The following is a 22,797-nucleotide window of genomic DNA, read 5'->3' on the forward strand; positions in this document are numbered from 1 at the left end:
CCTCCAATATTTAATCGATTTTGGAGGTGCCGAGCACTCAGAAGAGATGGTAGTCGTTGTATAACGATTAATCGGTTATAACTCAGTTGAAGAGGGAGGAGCATTAACCGGCTGTAATTTCGCGAGCCACGCGCCTAGGTCTTTTTGGCAGAGTGCAGGCTTGCCGCACCATTGCTACTGAATCGATTTTTTAAGTTTTGATAAAAATAGAACACGTTATTTGCGGATGGACGTTTCTGTAAAAGCTTTGAATTTTTCCAGTGAACAATAACGTATATCTCCACCAGAAAGGTATCCAGCAAGCTATGACCTTAGCTGGATACCCTTGTGATTGGTTAGGTTATGGTTTACAGCGACTGTAAGAACTTGAGTAGCGAGTTTCGCTCTGAAGCCGACAGATCAATATAGTTCTGTTGGCTCTCAGCAGCTTCTCCCCCGTGCCAGAGAATGGCTTCTTCAATAGACCGGGCGCGACCATCATGCAACAAATTACTGTGACCATTCACTGCGCTATTAACACCCAATCCCCATAAGGGAGGCGTTCTCCACTCGCGGTTGTACTCCGCGCTAATCGTTAAGTTGTCTGCCAAACCTTCGCCCATATCATGCAGGAGTAAGTCTGTATAGGGGCGAATGACCTTGCCTCTCAACTCCTCAAGAGGGTGAGCGTGATTGGTGTTCATCTCTGGCCGGTGACAGGATGAGCAGTTGATCGATTCAAATAGAGCTTCACCCTGAGCCACGATGGATTCATTGATTAAATCGGGATTTCTGGGCGGTGCGCCCAGTGCCTGAAGATAAGTAGCTAGGTCGTCCAGGTGAGAATCAGTGAGCTCTTCGTCGTGATTACTGTGCTTTTTACATTCCAGCTGTTCGATACCACAGTTTGCATTGGGTTCCAGTGCTGTGTTCACGCCAATATCATTGTTCAACGCATCTGCTGAGAAGCTGCGCAAGCTCGGTTGGGTAGCTTTCCAACCAAAGCGTCCTACCTGGGGAAGAGGTGTTGAGCCCGTATCGACTAGTGATACTCGCCCAGAGATACCATCGCTATTGGAATCGTTAGGGTCGTGCCACTCAAGGATTTCTGTTTCGTCAACCGCCTCAAGTAAGCCCAAGCCAGTGATGTTTTGTGGCATACGTGGCGAAAAGTAATCAGCGGATGTGTTTTCACCTTCATTGGTTGTTACTACATAAGTGGGGGACTGTAGGGTGTAGCTATCCCCATTGGCATAGCTATCTTGAATGGGGCTATAGGTGACTTGAATAGATCCTTCTGGAGCTATGTCACTATTGAGTGAATGGGTTTGGAGGACAGGGCCAAAGTAGTGGTTTGGCAGGGGTTGTCCTGCTTGGGTTATTGCACCGGACGACAGCTTAAAGACCATCGAATTGGGAACACTAGCCTCTGAGGGGGCCGGGCCCCGGCCGTTATTGATATGGCACGCCAGACATGATTGCTCAATGGTTAAGCCTGCTGATAGGTTTGCCATTTGGTTGAAGTCTGGGTTCCCGAGTTCCTCGTGCTCTCCGGTATTAAACCGGGTGTGGAATATCCTGCGACCATCTAGAAACTCGTTGTGCGTCTCCCACTGGATGTTGAGGGCTTCTCTGAAGTAGGCTGTCCAGTCGGCGATTCCGCTATCCACGATGTAAGTATCATAGACATCAATACCATCCAGTATTGGGTAGGTGACTTCAACTGCATCAGCGTCGGAAGCCGTTGCCCATTTACCATCGCTGCCTGCGTAGTAGGTAAGAGTATTATCGTCAGTATTTACTGAAATGACTTCTGAAGCGGGTACCGGGTCAGTAGCCCTGATGTATGCTGCGGTTGCTTCACCGGCACTTTCAACAGCGGTCTCAGTTTCCAGGTCTGCAACCATATGAATACCAGGTTGGCCCAGGAGAATGCGGTAGGTGTCTGTGTAGTAAACTGTCTGCCCACTGACATTCTCATCGCCCTCCTCAATGCCAATGAATTGCTGAAACTCCACCTCCATCCATTCGCCGACTTCCAGCTGCCCGTCATCACCATCGTGAGCATCGTAGGTGATACGACATACCCAGACTTGGCCTCTCCCATCTTCATCAGCTTCCCGGTAAGGGGTTTCATCAAATCTGGCGTTGCTATTAAAGTCAGCGCGGTGTTCATTTGAATAAGAGGAGCGGCATTCGGGTGGCCGATAAAGCGCGTATTCGGCAGAGTAAAAGATCTCAATCAGGTTCTCACCGGCGGGCGTATGGTCGTGAATCTCTATGCCAAAGGTTCTGTGTTCAAAGTAGAAGGTCGGGAACTCGTAAAAACTATCTTCGGATTCATGTCGCAGACGTGCTCGGCCACTTGCCAGTGTTACAATGGTGCCATCTTCCTGAATATACCAGTGTTGAGACTCTTCTTCTGGCTGCTCAGTATCAAATAGAGGGGTATATTCTATGGACGCGGTTTGATTAATTTCCTCTGCCGCACGATCAAAAACCATCAGTTCCCACAAACTATATTGCGAACTCCCCTCACTGAGTTCAGTTCCGTTTAGCTGGATATAGCGATACTCTCCACCAATTAGGTGAGAATCAATGCGTTGGCCATATTCTCCTGAATCAGCTGTTGCCAGGGTGGTCCATGTTGTGCCGTCGCTTGAGCCCAGTACCTCGTAAGATTTTGCGTTGTGGTCGCCCCAGTCTATGACCACTTTGCTGAGCAAGTGTGTAGATTTAAGGTCAAGGGTGAGGCTTGATGTGTTGGCAGTATCACCACTTTCCCAAAGTGTCCTTCTTAAGTCATCAATGGCAAGGACCCCGTTGCCAGAACTGGAAGAGATAGTTCCACTACCTGCAATGTTTTGTCCAACCTCTTTATCGGACTCAGCTGGATCACTGTTTGAATTTGGTGTCTCTTCGTCGGACTCATCCGGGTCACCGCTTGAAGTCGGTGTTTCATCAGTGGAGCCGTTGCCCTGAGAGTTGGGGGTAGCTTCTGTGGGGTCTTCATCAGAGCTATTATCCCCGCCTCCACCACCACATCCGGACAATACCATTATGAATAAGGCGAAAAATGCTGTTAAACAGATTTTTGCCAGTGGATTGATTGTTTTCTTGAAATACGGATCCATATATTTCTCTTTTTATCAACAGCTATTTATAGTAATAGTGATGAAATGAACTTTATCTGTAATTTAAAAGGAGAATTTTCAAAATTCCTGTTGAGGGTGCTTGGTTCGGGGTAAAAATAATTTAACTATTATTTTTGGTGTGTGTCCTTTTGTTTGTATGTGCTGCTGTCTTTTGGTGATGATTACTCTTGGCCAATATTGGATATGAATTTTCTAGCTTGATTTGTAGGACGACATAATAGTTATATTTTTTATTTGCATCGTTATGCTGCGTCCAGAAGGGATGAATTTAAGTTAAAAAGGACAGCGATATGAGCTTGTTCTCAGCTTTCTGTTTTACTTCGCATAAAGTATGTGATAAGGCGCACCTTATGTCTGTGATTTAGATCGGTGTATTTAATAGGTCTGGCTTATAGATTGATATCGTGTGTCAGTTGTGATGCTGGGTGCGTTAAACAGTTAATCTTAGGTCTTGTGTAAGATTTGGTACAACTAAAAATAGTTGTTTAAAGTTTGGTATTTAGTTTTCTACCCACAGTTACCTTTATTCCCTTGGGTGTTTTTTATTAATTAACAAACTCACCAGCACTAGGTGTCACGCTCTAAGGAGCCTCTGAATAACTCCGTAATGCCTCTGCGGGTCTTGAAGGCTGCAGATGTTAGGCGCAGCTCGCCGTGAATGGCCGTAGTCCTTTGCAAGAGCTGCAACGCAGCAGCTGTGGCCTTTAAGGCCCGCCCTTCGGGGCTTGCAGAGCGATTCACACTCCGCGTTGCGACTTCTTGAAAGGTCTAGACATTCCTGCGAAGCCGCGCCTTGATTGTGAACCGCTCTGCATGCCAGAGGTATCACGGAGTTATTCAGAGGCTCCCTAAGTCTTGATAATTAATTTTTTATACGCGAAGGTGTTATGTATATTGAAAGGTGAGCCGTACTTTTTTATGAATGGTTGTCGAACATTGAGCATCGCTACGTCGAGCCTGCTTCGTATAAAAAGCCCAAGCTTATTGGAGTGGCTGGTTTTGGCCATTGATTAATACAGCAATGACTTGAGCAGGGTGTGTAGATTATTTAATGGTGCTCATCGTTTGGAAAGTAAGCCGAAATCTCTTCGGCTCAGATAATATCGAGAAATGAGTATAGTTTTTAATAGCTACTTGTATTGCTGAGCTTTGAATCTTTATGGTGATTTTATAAATGGACTTAGGAAGGGCTCCAGCGTTCAATAGGATCAGAATGCTGGAGGCCTTCAGCTAGTGAGGCACTACTTCCTCACTAGCAATAACCCGGTTTCCGTATGATCTGTATAAGGGAACTGATCAAACAGAGCAAATCGTTCAATGCGATGGGTTTTGGTCAGCGACTCCAGGTTTTCCAATTGGGTTTCCGGATTGCAGGAGATATACAGGATTCTCGGGAAGCGGGCGACCATCGCACAGGTGTCTTCATCCAGGCCCGCTCGAGGAGGATCAACCAGGACGGTGGAGAAGTCGTAGCTATCAAGGTCTATATCCTTAAGTCGGCGAAAGGGGCGTACCTTATCGATCGCCTGGGTAAACTCTTCACTGGACAGGCGTACGATATCCAGGTTGGTGATCTGGTTGTTGGCGATATTCTCCTGGGCGGAATTTACCGATACCTTGGAGATTTCAGTGGCCAGGACCTTACGGAATTTCTCACTGAGCGGGATGGTGAAATTGCCATTGCCACAGTAGAGCTCCAGCAGATCGCTATCACTATCTCCGCAGGCACTTCTCGCCCACTGGATCATGGAGCGACAGATCTCTCCATTGGGTTGGGTGAAGCTACCTTCCACCTGTTTGTACTGGTAAGTTTTCCCAACGATATCCAGTTTCTCGGTAACGAAATCACGCTCCAAAACCACTTTTTGCTTGCGTGAGCGCCCCAAAATCGGGAATCCTAGCTGTGCCTGGAGTGCTTTGGCTTCCTGCTCCCAGGTCTCATCCAGTTTCTTGTGGTAGATCAGCGTAATCAGCGCATCACCATTCAGCGTGGTAAGAAACTCGGCGGAGAACAGGCGCTTGCGCAGGACTTCGCTATTATTGACAGCAGCCAGCACCTTCGGCATCAACTGATTCATCAGTTCAGAGCCGACGGTAAATTCATCGATGATAAAGGGCTTCTTGTACTCACCCTGGCGGTACATGGCGTAATTGGCTACACCTCCCTCATGCCACACCTTGAATTCGGCGCGCAGGCGGTAGTGAATGGGCGGGGAGGGGAAGAGTTCCGGCTCCAGGTCAGTGAACTTGCTGTAAGCCTCTTGCAGGCGCTCGGCCTTGTCTTGAAGCTGTTGTGGGTAGTCGTCAGTATTAACGCGGTACAGTGCCATATTACAATGCGGTGTCAGTACAAAAAGCGGGCGCGAATTATATAGGAAACCGTATGGCAATAGGTGAGATAAAAATTCCGGTTCATGGGCAGGGGCTTCACGAGTTTACCGGCAGTGTAGTTGATTGGGTCAGTGAACAGGCTCCCGATGAGGGTCTGTGTACACTTTTCATACAGCACACCTCTGCAAGCTTACTGATCCAGGAGAATGCCGACCCCAGCGCGCGCCGTGACCTTGAGAGCTGGCTTAATCGACTGGTGCCGGAAAATGACTCGCTTTACACTCATACCCTTGAAGGGCCAGATGATATGCCGGCTCATATCAAGTGCAGCCTTACCGCGACCAGCTTGTCCATTCCAGTGCAAAAGGGGCGTTTGATGCTGGGTACCTGGCAGGGGATCTACCTTTGGGAGCACCGCCATCACCACGGGGCTCGGCACGTTATCCTGCATATCTGATTCAATACGGCGCGTTGGTGGCGATAGCTAGACGGCTACGCCAACTGCCTGACAGTATTGGTCGATCAATGACTGGGTTGCGCGGGCCCTCTCGATAGCCTGGATACGGTCAACTTGCTTATCTGGTCCTGTTAAGCAGCAGAAGTTTTCGATCATTTGTACCGCCTGCGATTGCTCTATTGGGACTTGTTGGTGTTCGAACTTATCTGGCGATGCCTGACCTCGGCGAACCACAAACTCTGGCGTATATTCAGGATTGTAAAAGGCAGCGCTGTCTCTCCAGTCGAGTACAAAGTCGTCTAGCTGGATTAGGCCGCTTTCTCCCAGAATGTCCAGGTCCATTTGCCAAACGCCTGAGTCATAGCCGAACTCAAAAGTTGAAGTCTGCTCGCTGGCAAATTCAATCAGGCCCGCACCGCTTATAATGGTCCCTGTTTGTGAGTCCCGCTTTATCGCTCCTGAAATTGTCTTTATTGCTCCTGTAGGGCGCATATATTCGACGATTGCACGCATGTTGTACCAGCCGATATCCCCGATTGCGCCAGTGGGTTCTTTTTGTGAATTGAAGCGAATATTGTCGCGGTCCATCATCGAGACAAAAAAGGCGCTGTGAATTCTGTTAACTGGGCCCAGATGCTGTTTTTGTTGCTGAATAATTTTGGCCGTGCGGGGATGGTGGGTGAAATGTGTGGCGTCCATAAATGCCAATCCTTCAGACTGAGCCCGGGCGGCAATTTTGTCGACCGAGGCAGTATTGAGAAAAGGTTTCTCGCAGAGAAGATGCTTATGGTTGGCCAGTGCCGCGAGGCAGATTTCCTCGCGGCTGGTGGTGGGGCTAGCCACGTAAATGGCATCCGAATCTTGCGCTTCTAGCAGGGATTTCCAATCCTCGTAGGTATTGGGAATTTGATGCTCATGGGCAAACTCCTTGGCTTGCGAATACCGTCTGCTGGCAACGGATGAGAGGCAGGCATTGTTAGCACGACTGATTGCCTTGCAGGTAAAGTCGGCAATTGCGCCACTGCCGACTATTCCAAAGCGCAGCTTTAACATTGGATGACTCCTGGTGAGATTTAAAATTGAGAGCGATAGATTACGCTTCTACCAGAGTCTAGAGCAGGTGATTGATGGGGGCGGTCAGCCGGATATTTAGAGGGGAAATTGACCAGGCTGTTTCAAAGTGCGCCTGGCCGGCGGAGAAATTTACAGGCAATTAGTTGGTTTAGGTAAGCCGGCAACTTTACTGGCCACCCTTGCTGGGCTTGGGGGGAAAGTTGCATCAAATAGATACTGCGGCCCTTTTCTGCGCCTAGATGCTGGCCAATATATTTCACCAGCGGGCGCATCGCGGGGGAGAGTTCAAACTCGCGGTAGAATTCTTGTAACAGCTCAATAACTTGCCAGTGTTCCTCGGTTAACTCGATGCCCTCAGCATTGGCTAGCTGAAGGGCGGCGTCCCGGCTCCAGTCGCTGAGGTTGCGCAGGTAACCCTCCTTGTCCAAAGGGATTTTCTGGCCATTGACTACTAGGTTGCTCATTTTTTGTTACCGAAACCAGCTGACTATGGGTTGATGCTGGGTACAGAGCTGTACCCAGCGCGCATCATCGATCATTTCCACTTTATCCATATTTGCTGCAAGTTGCTGCTGGCCACGGGCAGCGGTGTCTGCTTCAAGGCAGAAAATTTGAGTACTTGGCACCGTTTCCAGAGCCTTGTGCCTCAGCGCATAGACACCATCTTCAATAAGCAGGAGCGAGTCATCCTGAGTAAAAGCACCCAGGCATTCCTTAAGGGCACTGCTGGTATAAGGGGATTTACTAACAATATGCAAAGTCATATCAGAAGCTCAATACAGTGGGATAGGCGCTGATCAGTGAGCCGGTATCTTTAGCGGCTTTAGTCTCGGCGCCGGCAACCTGGATCTGCTCCAGGGTGATATTGCGTTCAGCAAGGCTTTTCTCACAAACGAAAAACTGTTCAATGCCAAACATCGGCAGAGCCTGCAAATTGCGTCGCAGGCTTTTCTGGCCGATATCCGCAGGTGATTGCTGGTCCAGCAACTGGAATACCCCATCGCCGAGAAATAGCAGGTCCATGTCCTGTTCCATCGCGGCCGCTGCCAGTACGGCTTCGATACCTTCCCTCGCCAGGGCATTGCCGTAGGGGGCGGTGCGGCATAGGGCCAATGATTTAGTACTCATGCTTAGCCTCCAAAGGTAATCAGGCGATCGGAAATTAGAAATTATTCTGGACACCCATAGATTGGAGAAAGGCGTTAACAGTGTTGCTAGCGCTAACCCCAGTATCTATTTCTTTCTGTTTGCTAGGGAGCCTCTGAATAACTCCGTGATGTCTCTGGCATGCAGAGTGGTTCACAATCAAGGCGCGGCTTCGCAGGAATGTCTAGGCCTTTCAAGAAGTCGCAACGCGGAGTGTGAATCGCTCTGCAAGCCCCGAAGGGCGGGCCTTGAAGGCCGCATCTGCTGCGTTGCAGCTCTTGCAAAGGGCTACGGCCATTCGCGGCGAGCTGCGCCTAACATCTGCAGCCTTCAAGACCCGCAGAGGTATTACGTAGTTATTCAGAGGCTCCCTAGTTAAGTTGAGATGAAGTGCTGAAGGTCAATGCTGGCCTTAGGAAAACTGCGGTTATGGGCAAGTATGGAAAACAGCATCGAGAGAATCGGGGGGGGCTAGCAGGGTGTTGCAGAAAGGTGTAGCTGAGAATCGCCTATGCTGCGTACCTAGTTTTATTGAGTCACCTGCAAGCGTGTCGTACGGCCTCAGCAGACCCTGCCAAACGTTTGAAGCGGCTTTCAAAATTACGGCTGAGATAAAGCCAGTGCCTTGGTGGAATATCCAGCCGCTCGAGTATGGGAGGAGTATTTTCATCAATGGCTCTGCGCTTACTGGGGGCTAGATGCCGTCCGCTCCGATTAACTAGCTCTAAATAGTGATCCAGCCGAAAAGGAAGCGCTTTAGGCATATTCTGTCGCTCACCGCCTACAAGTGGCAGTAGCTTTTTGGGTTGCACTTCTAAGATTACTGCACGAATACGCTGTAAAATGGGAGTGTGATCAGGATTTTCTGAAGTTTTTGCCATATTGGCTCGGATGAGTTTGAGGTCGATATAGCCCACACAGGCGGCAAGAGCCTTTTCATTCAATAAAGCTTGGGATTTAACGCGTCCTTCTCAGATGTGCTCCGTGCACTTATCTTCAGCGATAGACTCGCAGGGATCAAGAGTATCGCTGTTTAGATAGCGCTGGGCCAAATTAGGGGCCTTGAATATTCTTTGCCAGCGATCAATCACCTCGAAAAGAGACCACTTATCAGCAGTTTTTTTATCAATGTAGAGTACCACTTGGTAATGATTGCTCATTATTGCATAGGAGGCAAGATCCAGGGCAAAACCTCAGTCAAATTATGCATGCGATTTTCAATTCACTCGCGTCGATGCTCGTAATCTTTCCTGGATACACTATTCCGACCATAAAGAAATGCTCGCCGTACACAGCGGGATACGCAGTGGTAATAAGGTTTGCGTCAAGAGATATCTGGGTGCTTCGCGGTAGAGTCATCGGCTGTACGAGTATTAGTGTTTTGCAGATTTGTGCTCCTTTATCAATAATGTTAGCGATCTATACTTTACGTTTGATGAGTGTCTAGTAACTTGATCCTTAAATAATAATTTCTTGCTGTGTAGAACAATGAATACTGCCACCACCAGAGGCAATTCCATCAATTGCTATTTGCTCAATATTATGATTTGGAAAGGCCTCTTGTAAAATAGCTCTGGCTTTCGCGTCTGCGTTTTTATCACCAAATTTTTGAGAGATTATTGCACCGTTACAAATATAGTAACCAATATAGCCTGCGGCAAAGTCTCTAGTGCCAAATCTTTCGTTAATAATTTCTGGTGTATCCAAAATATGTAGTTTAAGTGGGTTTTCATCTGCGTCGACACTATTGCTTAATGTTTTGATGTTTTCACGAGTAACCCAATAGTCATAGGAGGATTGATAATTATCCCGGCTAACTATCACTTCACCTGGCTTAATAAAGCGTGCATAAAAATCGGTATGGCCATCTGTGATATCCTTACCCTTAATACCTTTGAGCCAAATAATCTTCCGTAATCCGAGTAGTACCTTGAGTTCCTCCTCAATATCAGACTTTGACCATCCTGGATTGCGATTTTCATTGAGAATGCAGCTCTCAGTCATTATTGCGGTGCCATTGCCGTCGACTTCAAAGCATCCACCCTCCAGTACAATATTTGCTCTCTCATGGATTGCTCCAGATCGATTAGCGATATACTTGGCGACGTGTTTGTCTAGTGAGTGCTCCTGTTTGTTGCCCCAACCATTGAAATTGAAGTTTAAAGCGACTTTTTCTCCATAGCTGGATCTTACGAAGATAGGGGCAGTGTCACGGAGCCACAAGTCATCAACTTCAAAAGTGTGTAGCTCAATTTCATAATTTGAATTATCTAAATCCAGTAGTGTTTTCGCTTCATGTAAGTCCTTTCTGCTCACCAGGATAGATACAGGCTCATAATTGGAAATTGTATTCGCAATTAATGCCAGATTTTTTTTCACCTCAGGAATTTGCTTGTGTGACCAAATGTAATTGTTTGCAACAAAAGCCATCCATGTTCTTTTGTGTTGGCCACTTTCATCAGGCATGTGAAGTGAGCTATAGGCTAAGCTCTGTGTGGCTAATGTTTTTTTTGCGAATAAGGAGCCTCCGAACAAAAGGGAGCTCATCTTAATAAATAGTCGTCGGTCAATCATGGTGGCTTGCTGCTATTTTAAATAGTTACTTTTCTGAGGTTGATGGGGTCCAAGTCTAATGTCATTTTGCATTTAAGGCTATAAGTTCATGTGAAGTTTGCAGTCTAATTGCTATATAAAAATTATATTAAAATATATTTTCTTTTTAAGTGGGGTTGTCGTGTGTTTGAAGGGAATTTGTCCTATTTGAGTGCGCTCTATAGAGCCTTAATCTATCTTTTTGTTTAAAAGTATAATTAACTAATATTATATTAAATAATTTGTTTATAATAAGAGTGCCCGGTTGTTGCTGGGCGATACGACCTGTAGAGAGATTGCTGGGGAAAGCTTTACTGGCTAAGGCTCCAGCGACCCGTGCACTTGTCTTCAGCATTAGCTTGATAAGTGATAGGCTCGTTTAAACAGCGCATAAACAGGCTGAAACCTGTTAAGCGTGAAACGGCATGATCTAGTGTCTTAAGCTCGTAGCGTTCAATACTATCGCCGTTTATATAGCGCTGGTCCAAATTAGAGGCTTTGAATATTTTTGCCAGTGATCAATCACCTTGAAAAGAGACTACTTATCAGCAGATTTTTCGTCAATGTAGAGTACCACATGGTGGTGGTTGCTCATTACTGCATAGGCGGCAAGATCCAGGGTAAAAATCTCATTCAAATCATACATATGATTTTCAATCCACTCGCGTCAGTACTGGCCGGATACACTATCCCGACCACAAAGGAATGCTCGCCGTACACAGCGGGATACGCAGCGGTAAAAAGGTGTTGCGTCAAGAGATATCTGGGTGCTTCGCGGTAGAGTCATCAATTGTATGCGCATTAATGTGTATAAATATACAGTACTTTGTGGATTTGCGCTCTTTTGTTAATAGTGTTGGCGGTTTATACTTTACGTTTGACCGGTGTCGATAAATGTTATTCTTGGGCCTGTAGGGGATGTGGCAGAAGTTACGCTTGACGTTATCGAAAATGCTCATACATATGAAGTGGGAACAACTGAGTGTTGGGCAGCAAATACGCTTGATACAATTTAGCTTTGGGTAAGTGGAGTAATTTCAACTACTGCTGGAACTCTAGTTGGCACCGGAGCTGTAACGGCTGGTGTTGGCAGGCCCGCTGCAGTATCAGGTAGAATTGTGCTTGGTGTGGGTACAACTTACGCAGTGGATAATGCTCTTTATAATGTGTACAAGAAGTACTTGAAAGAGCCTTTGGTACAAATAATAAGTACTGGAGTGGATTTTATACGGTCAGATGATGAGAACATCAGATGATGTTCTGGAGTGATTTGCTCAAAAGGATGGTTGGTAAGAGATATGAATAAACTTACAATGACAAAACTAAAAATCGGACTTTCAATAATATTTTTGTCGATAGTTCTGGGACTTTTAGTGTCAAGGGGTAACCTGCATTATACTAATATTTTTACTAGTTTTTTTCCTTTATTTTTATTGTTTCTATTTGCTTCCGCGCTGGTTCTGCCGAGGTTTCATATAAAATATTTATCTAAAAAAAATGAAGATTTAGTCGTTATCTTTGCGTTACTTGTTGCTAGTGCTGTGTCATCGAGGCTCATACTAGGGGGTGTGCATGCGATAACTTGCTCTCCGTCTGAAATAAGTGTGATGGTTGAGTCCAAGGGGAGGGATTGTGGCACTTTTAGCTGCCTCAATTATGTAAGGGTGCAAAGCGATGATTTTGTCAGCGGTGTTGCAAGGTTGGATGCAGAGCATCTTAGGGGTATTAAGACGGTTAGGGATGGAACATACGTGAAAATTAAGGGTTGTCTTTCCAGTGTAGGGATTAACCTAGATGGATTCTCTTCCAATTGATAACGGTAATTCCGGTCAATTCTGTACACCCATAGATTAGAGAGAGGTGCTAGCAGCGTTGCTGGCGTTAGTCCCAGTAGCTATTTCTTTCCGCTTTATAGTTAAGGTGAGATGAAATTCTGAATATCTATGCTTGGACTTAGAAAAGTCTTTGGGGTGTAATGAGGTTGTAGGTGATTTAGAAGGGATTGTGCATTCAAAATGCAAAATAGTGATTTGCAAGAACCAATAGTTTTTGTTGTTGGTTATAGCTATGTAAGTTGGATTAATGCTCTTTTGCTATCTTGCCTGCTGGTTGCTCTTTGTTACAGAGTATACCTAGTTGGAAATTGCAAGATGGTTTTTAAATATAAGTCGTTGATGAGCTTTTTTGGGGCGTGGCTACTGTTGATTTGTATGTTTGTATATGGAGGTATGTCTCAACGATCTTCGGTTCAAAAAAGCCATGAAGCTTTAGCCGAGGGGCGAGGTGTAGGTTATGTTGAGGGTGATGTGGTATATGAAGAAAAGCCATGGTTTAGAGGGGGTGATGATGGTCCCCAAATGTCCTTTGCTAAAATAAATGGCGTGTTGTTTGTCATATATAACAGGTCTTCATCTGAATGCATTAACAGAAAGCTTGCAAAGAAGGTGGGGGGTAACGGGAATATTGGTCTAGTTTATCGGGCCTGGTATATTGAAGAGGAGAAAATATCTCAGCTGGAAGAGGTTCAAGATTTCTCTCCTTGCCTAATAAGGTTAGAAATTATTTCCGCTGACAAATTTAAAAAAATTTAACCATTCTGGGCCCAGTGCGCCGAGTTAAATCGGCAAAAGATTGGAGATGTAAGCCCTCTGCCCGGTAAGGTTTAGCAAACTGCTGGGACCCTGAGTCATGGGCGTTGTGTGCAGTACATATGGATTTGAGCCCAAGGGGCAAAGAACTCGCAAATAAGCACTGACCTTATATGGTGATTAGATTAAATCCATTTAGGTGGTCTGCCGGCCAGGTTGTTTCTAGCTTACCTGGCCAAGTGTAGTGAGGGGATTACAAGCAGTTGGTTGGCTTAGGTAAGCCGGCAATTTTACTGGCCACTTTCGCTGGGCTTGGGGGGAAGAGCTGCATCAAATAGATACTGCGACCCTTTTCTGCGCCGAGATGCTGGCCAATATATTTCACCAGCGGGCGCATAGCAGGGGAGAGTTCAAACTCGCGGTAGAATTCTTGCAACAGCTCAATAACTTGCCAGTGTTCCTCGGTTAACTCGATACCCTCAGCATTGGCTAACTGAAGGGCGGCGTCCCGGCTCCAGTCGCTGAGGTTGCGCAGGTAACCCTCTTTGTCCAAGGGGATTTCCTGGCCATTGACTACTAGGTTGCTCATTTTTTGTTACCGAAACCAGCTGACTATGGGGTGATGCTCGGTACAGAGCTGTACCCAGCGCGCATCATCGATCATTTCCACTCTATTCATGTTTGCTGCAAGTTGCTGCTGGCCTCGGGCAGTGGCGTCTGCTTCAAGGCAGAAAATTTGGGTACTTGGCACTGTTTCCAGAACCTCGTGCCTCAGCGCATAGACACCATCTTCAATAAGCAGGAGCGAGTCATCCTGAGTAAAAGCACCCAGGCATTCCTTAAGGGCACTGCTGGTATAAGGGGATTTACTGACAATATGCAAAGTCATATCAGAAACTCAATACGGTGGGGTAGGCGGCGATCAGTGAGCCGGTATCTTTTACGGCTTTAGTCTCTGCGCCGGCAACCTGGATCTGCCCCAGGGTGATATTGCGTTCAGCAAGGCTTTTCTCACAAACGAAAAACTGCTCAATGCCAAACATCGGCAGAGCCTGTAAATTGCGTCGCAGGCTTTTCTGGCCGATATCCGCAGGTGATTGCTGGTCCAGCAATTGGAATACCCCATCGCCGAGAAATAGCAGGTCCATGTCCTGTTCCATCGCCGCCGCTGCCAGTACGGCTTCGATACCTTCCCGCGCCAGGGCATTGCCGTAGGGGGCGGTGCGGCATAGGGCCAATGATTTAGTACTCATGCTCAGCCTCCAAAGGTAATCAGGCGATCGGAGTTGGCGACAGCGTCGGTTAGTTGGCCGAGTCCAACCAGCTCAAAACCCTCAGCCAAGTTGGCGGCGGGTCTTTCCAGGCGCTCGGCTTCTCGCTGATTCAGCACGCCGCGCCGTTGCGCAGCGGCAATACAAACTACCAAGTCCAATTGGTGCTGGTGGCCCAGTGCCTGCCACTCTGAAGTCAGATCAGTTTCGTCCTGGGGAGGGGCGGCAATGGCATTGCTGTTTTGCACGCCGTCGCAGTAGAAAAACACTCGATAAATTTCGTGGCCTTGCTCTAGAAGGGCTTTGGCAAACCGGAGTGCACTGGATGAAGACTGGGTGCTGTGGGGGGCTGAGTAGATGGCTAGGGAAAACTTCATAGGGGGCCAAATAGTAAAATGCCCCGCGGAGCGGGGCATTGTGACTTGCTCAACAAAGCTGATGCTTATGCTTAGTCGTCAGAGGATGCGAATCCAAGGATGTGCAGCAGGCTGGTGAACAGGTTGAAGATGTTCAGGTACAGGGAGGCGGTTGCCATCAGGTAGTTGGTCTCGCCACCATTGATGATGCGGCTGGTGTCGTACAGGATGAAGCCAGACATCAGCAGGGCAACAACGCCGCTCAGGGCCACGCTAAACAGCGGCATGTGGATGCCGAAGAAGCCAGCGATGATAACGCCCAGGAAACATACCAGTACTGCGATCAAGCCAACGGCCAGGAAGCCGCCCATAAAGCTGAAGTCTTTGCGGGTAGTCAGTACGTAGGCAGACAGGGCAAAGAAGATCAGGGCAGTGGTGCCCAGGGCTTGCATAACGATCTGACCGCCGCCAGCCATGCCCAGGTAGTGGTTAAGCAATGGGCCAATGGAGGCACCCAGCAAGCCGGTAAATGCGAATACAACACCAACGCCTGCGGCGGAGTTTGCTGTGCGCGGTAATACGAACCAGATGAGGGCCAGGGCTCCGAGGGAGCAGACCAGGCTCATGCCACGACCCATGCCAATAGACATGGAAATACCGGCGGTAATGGCACTGAAGAGAACGGTCATTGCCAGTAGGGCATAGGTATTGCGCAACACCTTCGCCGATTCCGAGCGATCCAGTGCGCGGGTTTGAGTATAAGCTTGCGGTTGCATTTAGCGACTCCTGCTATTAAGTGATAGAAGAATCATATAGCTCGCAGTGGGGACCTTCAAGTCGGGAAAACCCTTTTAGCGTCCGTCTGCCAGTCTCTATGAATTCACAAAAACCCTATATTTTTAAAGGATTTATTCAAATATTCTCCGCTTATTGTGGGGGCTCTGGGGCATTTTTCAAGTGTTATCGCTCGGGTTGGAGGGTGCGAAGAGTGTGGGGCTCGATAAACCGAGATCGATTACTTTCCACCCTTGATGGGTAGGTCGATATCCACGATCAATGGCAGGTGATCTGAGGCTTGTCGGGTCAGCGATGTCCTGGGCACCCGTACCCGTTTCACATTGAGTCCCGCACTTAGGAACATGTGATCAATACGGACCTTTAGGAAGGTCCCTTTGGGGTTGTGGCGGGGCGCCTGTTCCTGGGCATCCCTGAGATAGCCTCCGAGTCGCTTGCACTCGGCAGAGTTGGGTAGCGCGTTGAAGTCTCCCAGTAGCACTCGCTCTCCGGTGCAGCGGGGGTTGCTGAGCCATTCGGGGCCGAGAAGGGCATCCACCTGGCGCAGCCGCTCTGCACGGGATAACCCCAGGTGGGTGTTGATAATCTGGATAGGTTTGCCATTGGCTTCGATTTCCACCCAAACAGCTCCGCGCGGTTCGTCTGCGGAGGGGTTAAAAAGTCCCCCTTTGCCGGAGGGAGGGCCGGGCAAAATCCCTTTCTTGATGAGCCGGGCGGGGAGATGGGTGAGGATCGCATCACCGTAGCGCTCCTCTTTCATATTTATGGTGGGCTGGAAGTGCAGGTCCATTGCCAGTAGACGAGCAAGTCTTTCGGCCTGGTCGAGGCCTCCGGTGCGTTTGCGCATGACATCCAGTTCTTGTAATGCCACCACATCCGGGCGATAGCGGGCAATTACCCGGGCAATTCGCTGTGGGGAGAGCTTGCCATCCAGCCCTCGGCAACTGTGCACGTTGTAGGTCATGATGCGCAAAACAGTTTTTGGTATCCTGTGGTTATCTACCTTCATGGGGCGGGCGCCACGGAGGTAGGCACGGGCTGTGGAGCGCAGATCCTGCGGGCGCCAGTAGCCCCGACTGGGGTCTGGGGGCTGGATATCCTCTGGCATCAGGGCGAAGGCATGGGTCTCATTGGGGCCTGAGCCGCCGTGACTGCCATTTTCCATGGCGAAAGTCATGGGTTGCCGCATACCGGCACACCAGCCGTACATCATAAAGTCGCCAGAGTCCGGGTGCCGGCACAGGCTGGCCATATCCTCTGCGGCTTCAACCGGGTAGGGGTGTTCGTCCCCCATCAATTTGCGGCCGTCTTCAGGAAGCTTGATGGGGCCATCTTTCCACCACCCATGCACTGGTGAGGAAGCGGGGGAGGATGGGTCTTCCAGATAGAGTACTAGGGGCACATTGGCTTGCTCCACCATCCTTTTGGCGGCATCTGCCCGGCTGGTACCGTTTAGATCAATGTTGTACAGCATCGCGATTGGGCCCAGGGCCGCTATGGCAGTAGGCGTTCTATCGCCCTCTTGCGTGGATTCCTCTTCGATGCTGCTTTTGTCCATCCACTCACTGCCGAACAGTCGAGCTCGCTCGAAACGGACTTTTTTGGGGATAGTGGTAGATTTGATCTGCGGCGCTGAAGGTAAATTGGATAGAGCTTTCGAAAGGGCATCGCCAAGGCTGCGCCCGTTGACCTCTTCATAGGCCACTGTTTGTTCCTGGCCGTGGTCTGAAAAAATCCATACGTCGTAGTGCCGTCGCTCAGAGCCGTGAGCAGCCTTCCAGATTTTGGCTATCGCACTGTCTATCCCCTTCAATACCCAGTGGGCAAAGGCCGATTGCGGCCCGCGCCGGTGGGACTGCTCATCGTAACCGAGCAGGTTGATATAAATAACCGGTAGGCCGCGGGTGATATCAACTTTCACCCCCATGGTGCAGAGCTCTCTCGTGAGAATGGTGATGGCGACCCTTGTGGGAATAAACATCAACTCCTTAATCAGGTTTTGGCCACCGATTATCCCGCGTACGCAGTCGACTAGAGATAAAACCAGCTCAATCAAAATTAACGCAGTAGTGCGAACAAGGCTCCAAATATTGGTGACAATCAGAATGGCGATTGCCATGGGGCTGGCTTCGCGTAGGGCTGGGCCCCATCCCTGGTCGGCGGGGCAGAAGTGCGCTTCACCGGTTTTTGTGCCGGCTTTAAACAGGCTGAGATAACAGCTTCCCCCACGCAATAGTGGATCGCGGTGTTGAGTCTTAATTCTTTTTTCGACCAGGGCGGCAACCTCGGGATCGTACATCCGTCCGAGTTTTTGCGTCTCGTGGACGAGGAAGCCAAATGCAGGTACGGCCTGGCGCACTCCATAAAAAAGTTCGGCCTGTACTGCAGGAGTTGTCGATGGGACTCCCGGGTACATGTGCTCCAGGCGATAGTGCTCTTTTCTGATTAGCCGCTTCAGAAATGGCATTCGCCCTCGGGCCAGTGCTTTGAGAAGTTCGGGGTAGGCCAGTCCGTCAATCTGGATCAAAATTAGCCCCGGAGCATGGGGGCTATTTGGGTTGGTGGATAGTCCGAGCAAGCGAGTAATCCACTCGCTGCGACTGAGTCGGCGGCGCCAGCGTCTGATTGATAGTCCGATACGGCTTAACATAGTTTCTGGACTAACGCTTAGGTGGTTGATTCAAGGCTGCGCCTGCGGCTTCTGTGAAGCCCTCGAAAATCTCCCACTGTATGGTGATTAATTTTCCAGTGCGTATACATCGCGCATAAATAGAGTTATCAAGCGGCCAGTTGTAGTGCACGAGGGGTTGATAGAGATCCAGTGCTCGCTGGGCACAGCTATTCATGGAAAAGTCCTGGGCCGTAATTCTGGCTTCCTTAATCATCTGCTGGCGGTGGTCGTTAGACAGGTTGTGGAACCAGCGTATCGCGGCGACAAAATCATTGAGCGATTCTTTGGTTACCAGGCAGCCGTTAATACCTTGCTTCAATATATCTCTCGACCCATTGGCTTCCAGTGCGATCACGGGAACTCCAGAGGCCATTGCCTCAGACAGCACTAGACCTTGGGTTTCAGTAGTGGAAGTAAATAGAAAGGTGTCCATTGCGCTGTAGACATCCCGGCGGGCATCACCAATGACTTTCCCTGGCATATGTACACGTTGTATTAATTTTTTGTCGGTAAAAAACTGCTGGAGCTGATTTTCCAGTGGGCCGCTGCCAGCGAGAAGAAAGTGTGCGGATGGATATTCCTGTAAAAATTTGGCGACGGCCTGACAAAGAAAAACCAGGTTTTTTTCCTTCCCAAAGCGGCCCAGGTGTCCCAACAAGAATGCTGATGCAGGTATTTTCAGTTTTTTCCTGAGCTTATTGCCTTCTCCATGGGCGTATTGCTCTGGGTGCACTCCCGTAGGGACTTCCGCGATTGGAGTTTGTACCCCTCGCTCCCGGAGAAGTCTCACAACACTCAGGCTTGGTGCCAAGACCAGATTAGCTTTATTGGCGAAGCGGGTGGCAACTTCCATTACAAAGCGTTTGAGCGCTTGTGAATCTCCCATCAAGTTGTGGGTATAGTGCTCGTACAATGTGTGATGGGTAAAAACGAGCGGTAGCTCGCGCTCGCGAGAAATGCGCAGGGCTGTCAGCCCCAGGAGAAAAGGGTGGTGGGCATGAAGGATATCCGGACGGAATTTATCCAGCGCATCATTCAAAACCCCCGAAAATGGCAGCGCCATGGAAAAGTCGGTGCCATTAAAATTCTGGATGGAGTGAATTCTCAGAACATGTTCTTCATCGTCAGACTTTTGCGGGAACTCAGGTGCGATCACCAGTACTTTATGCCCACGTTTGCGATATTCCTCACTAAACGCGGCGACGGAGTGCGCAACGCCGCCCACGTGAGGCAAGTAGGTGTTGGTGAGCATCACGATATTCACTTGGGGCTCAACTCCGCACTCTGCGATTCGTCGGTGATCAGCACTGGCCGGAAGCCGATGGCCTTAATGGCGATAGGTGGGGGCTTCCCATGCCAATCGGCAGCCCAAGAGACCGTTGGTGTGGAGCCTGGTTGAATTTGCAGGGTGACCGAGCCAAACCGGGTTGGCGCGGGCCCAAAGCGGATGGGCTGATCTGAGTCAGTACCTTTGAGCCACTCGGGGGGTAGCCCGGAGATAAGAACCAGAGCGTCCTGCTCTTCGCGGACAAAGCAATTGCGTTGCATCGCCACCCACTCAGCCGCTGCCCAGGCGTGCTGTCCATCCCCCATACATCCGCCGAGAGAATGGGGGTGAATGGCTTCCGGCCATTGCCCTGTTGGCGATGCCAGTTCTGCCACACTGCGCATAAGGTCAATACAGCGGGCATCTCCAGCGCGAAGCAATACCTGGGCAATGTGGAGAGTGAGGTAGGCGTTAATGCCGGAATGGATCATGTCCTGGAAAAACCCGCCGCTCACAAAGCACTTTTCCATCAGGTATTCCGCCAGATCTACCAGCCTCGGGTCCTCTGGTGGGTAGAGTTGCAAGGGATAGCCTGCGGCGATCGACCCTACGGCACCGGCATCCAGGCGCCGGTTTGGTGAGGCTGGCATCGCGGGGCGGCCCAGGCGGTCCTGAGCATCCTGCAAGCTTTGATCAATAGTGCTTTGGAAGTCGCTGGCAGCGGTATTGAAGCGATGGGCGTTGTCATCCATACCTTCGCGCGTGCAAATACTGGCGGCACTTTGCAGACCGGCGACGCCCCAGAAGTCGTCCCAGTAGTAGCAGTCGTTGGGCCCCAGGTGTTCTGCACTGAATCCCGCAGGGAGCAGGCCCCCACAGGGGCTGCCATCATTCGGCAGGCGCTTGTTGATAATCCATTTGGCACCCCTGACGACAGGCTCGCACCACGGCTGCTTTAAGGGTTTGCCGGTTAATTCACAATAGAGATTGAAGATCCAAAGGGCTTCACCATTGGAGTCCCATTCGCCATCCTGGGAGTGAAAAAAACCATCCCGCTTTTGCCGGTGGGGAAATTGCTCCAGAGCTCTTTCTGCGCGGTCTGTCAGTCCGGCATAAAGCAGCGACTGAATCATAAATGCCGCGTCTCGAAACCAAAACCGTTTATACGTGTAAGGGCCTGGGTAGACATCTTTGGGAGAGTGGAGAATAAGGGTGCGTATTGCTGAGTCGTAGAGAAACTGAAACTTTTCGTCGGGAACGGTCAGGGCGCAGTGACCTTCCAAGACGTGTTCCCAGCAAAGGGGAGAGCGCTGCTTACTCTCCTCTGTGACCAGGGGAATAGCAACCTCAATCTTGCGGGATTTTCGGTCTTCGATGCGAAACATGGCGGCAGCGGAGGCCATGCCAATATCGCAGAGTCCCTCGCGATTGCTTTCTTTGTCCCGGAGATGGAGGTAGATATCGCCACGCTTGTAATTGGATGCCAGGTGTTTGTCTACCGGCTGACTGAACTCTACGGCGGCCTTGTCTTCAATAAGCCAATTGCGTCCGCTATCGCCCAGGCGAACCTTGTGAACAAAGCTGACGCCTTCAGGATTGCAGGGGCGCAAGACCACCATTAGCCAGCCGCCTCCCGGGCACTGGGCATTGAGTTCAAGCACACAGCGGGGGTGGCCCTGGAGCAGGCTCACTGAGGCCCTATTGTGCAACTTCAGACCCCGACGATGGGATTCGGTAACTATTGCAATATCATCTCCCAGTTCCTGGTGCTGGTTGCAGAAGCCGAGGGTGGAAGGCATTAGCTCTTCACCGCTATCACTGATGACCCAGACATCGATAGACCAACCATCGTAGTGGGGTGTAAGTAGGCCTCGGGGGTCGACAATCGGCAGTTCTTCGCAGTCGGGTATACCTACAGCGGTCCAATTGCGGTGGCTCAAATTGCAGTGGCTAATGGAAAAAGCCCGAGGGATAAACGACTTGTCATAGGGGTCGAACTGGCGCTGAATCCAGTAGGGCCACACCCAGTCCAGGTTGTGTTGTATGACTTTACTGTTGATCAGTGCTCGAGCGTGAAATACCGCCCCTGCGCGTAGCAGCTCGATGGGTTCACTCACCTCTGAAGGCTCGGCAAAGCGCTGTAAGTGCGCCATCAAAGTGAGTGGATCAAGGAAACCGTGAGCTGTGGCAAAGCGGCGTACGAAGAAGCGCCAGGGTAGCCATTTCATCCAAGGCATCAGAGGTCCTCTTCTTTAATAATTCTTTTCAAAGCTCGGCGAGCCATTCGGGTGAGCCCAATTAGTGCAATGACTGCCAGGGCGAATCCGGCAATATAAAATCCCCATTGAACGGGAGTGCGCTCTTCAACCTTGCCCAGGGAGGTGAGGTCTGCTGCGATGGAGCCGATGTAAACGTTGTGCAATGTAAGGGGGATAATTCCAAGGAAATTTCCGATCACAAAGTCACGCAGTCGAACTGGAGTCAGTCCAAAGAAGTAGTTCGACAACTTGAAGGGAAATAGGGGAACCAGTCGGGTCAACATAATCATTTGCCAGCCCTCGCGACGAATCACTTCGCCAACAGTCGCGGGCTTGATATGAGACATAACCCACCGAGAGGGCTTCTCGCCAAGAAGGTAGCGGGCGATAAGAAATGCGAGGGTTGCCCCAAGTACGGTGCCGGCAATAACCAGTAGAGTTCCTTTTATAACGCCAAATACGAACCCCGCCCCCATGGTAAAAATGACGCCAGGGAGTAAAAAGACGATTGCTGCGGCCACAATTAAGATAAATAGCAAACTTGTCTGCCAGCCCTGCTCATTGAGCCACTGCATCAGCTCAATAATCTGATCATCCAGGTCAAAATAAACCAATAAGCTCAACACCCCAGCCACGGCGATAGTGCAAACCGCGAGAATCAATAGAGGAATAAACTTCACCGCCATAGGGTTTTCCACGGAACCAAAGAAATACGGTTTTGATTGCCGCCATTAACTAGCCTAGCTAAAGGATCGCGACAGGTGATGCTTCTTTATGGCGTCTACACAGTTTCTGTTCGGAAAACTGATGGGAGGGGGCTGTCCGCTCTAAGAGATGCTGGTGTTTTCGAAAATGAA

At 49.5% G+C, this 22,797-nt stretch carries 19 protein-coding genes and 1 pseudogene; 3 read left to right on the forward strand and 17 right to left on the reverse strand.

Annotated elements, in window-relative coordinates; translation table 11 throughout:
• Positions 1-347: 347 nt before the first annotated feature.
• Together ACJJI6_RS03050 and trmA are read right to left on the reverse strand one after the other, a co-directional pair.
• The gene (locus ACJJI6_RS03050) at positions 348-3,113 is read right to left on the reverse strand and encodes a di-heme oxidoredictase family protein (RefSeq protein ID WP_475712467.1); all 2,766 of its coding nucleotides are present in this window, start codon (positions 3,111-3,113) and stop codon (positions 348-350) included.
• Positions 3,114-4,375: 1,262 nt separating this feature from the next.
• Entirely contained in the window at positions 4,376-5,464 is a 1,089-nt protein-coding gene (gene trmA / locus ACJJI6_RS03055; protein ID WP_475712468.1) for a tRNA (uridine(54)-C5)-methyltransferase TrmA, read from the reverse strand.
• A 53-nt stretch (positions 5,465-5,517) separates the two neighbouring features.
• Here trmA and ACJJI6_RS03060 point away from each other — a divergent pair, with 53 nt between their 5' ends.
• Entirely contained in the window at positions 5,518-5,922 is a 405-nt protein-coding gene (locus ACJJI6_RS03060) for a secondary thiamine-phosphate synthase enzyme YjbQ (RefSeq protein ID WP_444917522.1), read from the forward strand.
• Between the two features lie 27 nt (positions 5,923-5,949).
• Here ACJJI6_RS03060 and ACJJI6_RS03065 read toward each other — a convergent pair whose 3' ends face one another.
• The 6 genes and pseudogenes from ACJJI6_RS03065 to ACJJI6_RS03090 all read right to left on the reverse strand — a co-directional run bounded on the left by ACJJI6_RS03065 (position 5,950) and on the right by ACJJI6_RS03090 (position 10,716).
• Positions 5,950-6,975 (reverse strand): Gfo/Idh/MocA family protein, encoded by a 1,026-nt coding sequence (locus ACJJI6_RS03065; protein WP_475712469.1) that lies wholly within the window; start codon positions 6,973-6,975, stop codon positions 5,950-5,952.
• A 150-nt stretch (positions 6,976-7,125) separates the two neighbouring features.
• A pseudogene (locus tag ACJJI6_RS03070) lies at positions 7,126-7,460 on the reverse strand (TusE/DsrC/DsvC family sulfur relay protein).
• 6 nt (positions 7,461-7,466) lie between these two features.
• Positions 7,467-7,760, reverse strand: a complete 294-nt coding sequence (gene tusB / locus ACJJI6_RS03075) for a sulfurtransferase complex subunit TusB (protein ID WP_475712470.1) — start codon at positions 7,758-7,760, stop codon at positions 7,467-7,469.
• Between the two features lies 1 nt (position 7,761).
• Positions 7,762-8,124: a sulfurtransferase complex subunit TusC gene (gene tusC / locus ACJJI6_RS03080; protein ID WP_445364002.1), complete on the reverse strand. Its 363-nt coding sequence runs from the start codon at positions 8,122-8,124 to the stop codon at positions 7,762-7,764.
• A gap of 554 nt (positions 8,125-8,678) precedes the next feature.
• Positions 8,679-9,023 (reverse strand): hypothetical protein, encoded by a 345-nt coding sequence (locus ACJJI6_RS03085; protein WP_445364004.1) that lies wholly within the window; start codon positions 9,021-9,023, stop codon positions 8,679-8,681.
• 577 nt (positions 9,024-9,600) lie between these two features.
• Positions 9,601-10,716, reverse strand: coding sequence for an agmatine deiminase family protein (locus ACJJI6_RS03090; protein ID WP_475712471.1), 1,116 nt, complete (start codon positions 10,714-10,716; stop codon positions 9,601-9,603).
• A gap of 1,316 nt (positions 10,717-12,032) precedes the next feature.
• Between ACJJI6_RS03090 and ACJJI6_RS03095 the strand changes: the two genes are divergently transcribed.
• A complete protein-coding gene (locus ACJJI6_RS03095; RefSeq protein ID WP_475712472.1) occupies positions 12,033-12,548 on the forward strand; it encodes a hypothetical protein in 516 nt (171 codons plus the stop codon).
• Positions 12,549-12,749: 201 nt separating this feature from the next.
• Positions 12,750-13,325: a hypothetical protein gene (locus tag ACJJI6_RS03100; RefSeq protein WP_475712473.1), complete on the forward strand. Its 576-nt coding sequence runs from the start codon at positions 12,750-12,752 to the stop codon at positions 13,323-13,325.
• 250 nt (positions 13,326-13,575) lie between these two features.
• On the opposite strand, the gene ACJJI6_RS03105 is transcribed toward ACJJI6_RS03100, so the two are convergent.
• From ACJJI6_RS03105 to ACJJI6_RS03145, 9 genes are all read right to left on the reverse strand, one after another.
• Positions 13,576-13,911, reverse strand: a complete 336-nt coding sequence (locus tag ACJJI6_RS03105) for a TusE/DsrC/DsvC family sulfur relay protein (RefSeq protein WP_444941451.1) — start codon at positions 13,909-13,911, stop codon at positions 13,576-13,578.
• Between the two features lie 6 nt (positions 13,912-13,917).
• A complete protein-coding gene (gene tusB / locus ACJJI6_RS03110; protein WP_475712474.1) occupies positions 13,918-14,211 on the reverse strand; it encodes a sulfurtransferase complex subunit TusB in 294 nt (97 codons plus the stop codon).
• 1 nt (position 14,212) lies between these two features.
• The gene (tusC, locus tag ACJJI6_RS03115; RefSeq protein ID WP_444941453.1) at positions 14,213-14,575 is read right to left on the reverse strand and encodes a sulfurtransferase complex subunit TusC; all 363 of its coding nucleotides are present in this window, start codon (positions 14,573-14,575) and stop codon (positions 14,213-14,215) included.
• Positions 14,576-14,577: 2 nt separating this feature from the next.
• Positions 14,578-14,970, reverse strand: coding sequence for a sulfurtransferase complex subunit TusD (tusD, locus tag ACJJI6_RS03120; protein WP_475712475.1), 393 nt, complete (start codon positions 14,968-14,970; stop codon positions 14,578-14,580).
• A 71-nt stretch (positions 14,971-15,041) separates the two neighbouring features.
• Entirely contained in the window at positions 15,042-15,725 is a 684-nt protein-coding gene (locus ACJJI6_RS03125) for a Bax inhibitor-1/YccA family protein (protein ID WP_444897635.1), read from the reverse strand.
• A 239-nt stretch (positions 15,726-15,964) separates the two neighbouring features.
• On the reverse strand, positions 15,965-18,394 hold the full coding sequence (locus ACJJI6_RS03130) for an endonuclease/exonuclease/phosphatase family protein (RefSeq protein ID WP_475712476.1): 2,430 nt from the start codon (positions 18,392-18,394) through the stop codon (positions 15,965-15,967).
• A gap of 10 nt (positions 18,395-18,404) precedes the next feature.
• Positions 18,405-19,679: a glycosyltransferase gene (locus ACJJI6_RS03135; RefSeq protein WP_475712477.1), complete on the reverse strand. Its 1,275-nt coding sequence runs from the start codon at positions 19,677-19,679 to the stop codon at positions 18,405-18,407.
• Positions 19,676-21,919 (reverse strand): glucosidase family protein, encoded by a 2,244-nt coding sequence (locus ACJJI6_RS03140; protein WP_475712478.1) that lies wholly within the window; start codon positions 21,917-21,919, stop codon positions 19,676-19,678. The genes ACJJI6_RS03135 and ACJJI6_RS03140 overlap by 4 nt, the downstream gene beginning before the upstream one ends.
• Entirely contained in the window at positions 21,919-22,626 is a 708-nt protein-coding gene (locus ACJJI6_RS03145) for a TVP38/TMEM64 family protein (RefSeq protein ID WP_444897631.1), read from the reverse strand. The genes ACJJI6_RS03140 and ACJJI6_RS03145 overlap by 1 nt, the downstream gene beginning before the upstream one ends.
• Positions 22,627-22,797: the final 171 nt, after the last annotated feature.

The organism is Microbulbifer maximicatervae (SeqCode), assembly GCF_056232625.1.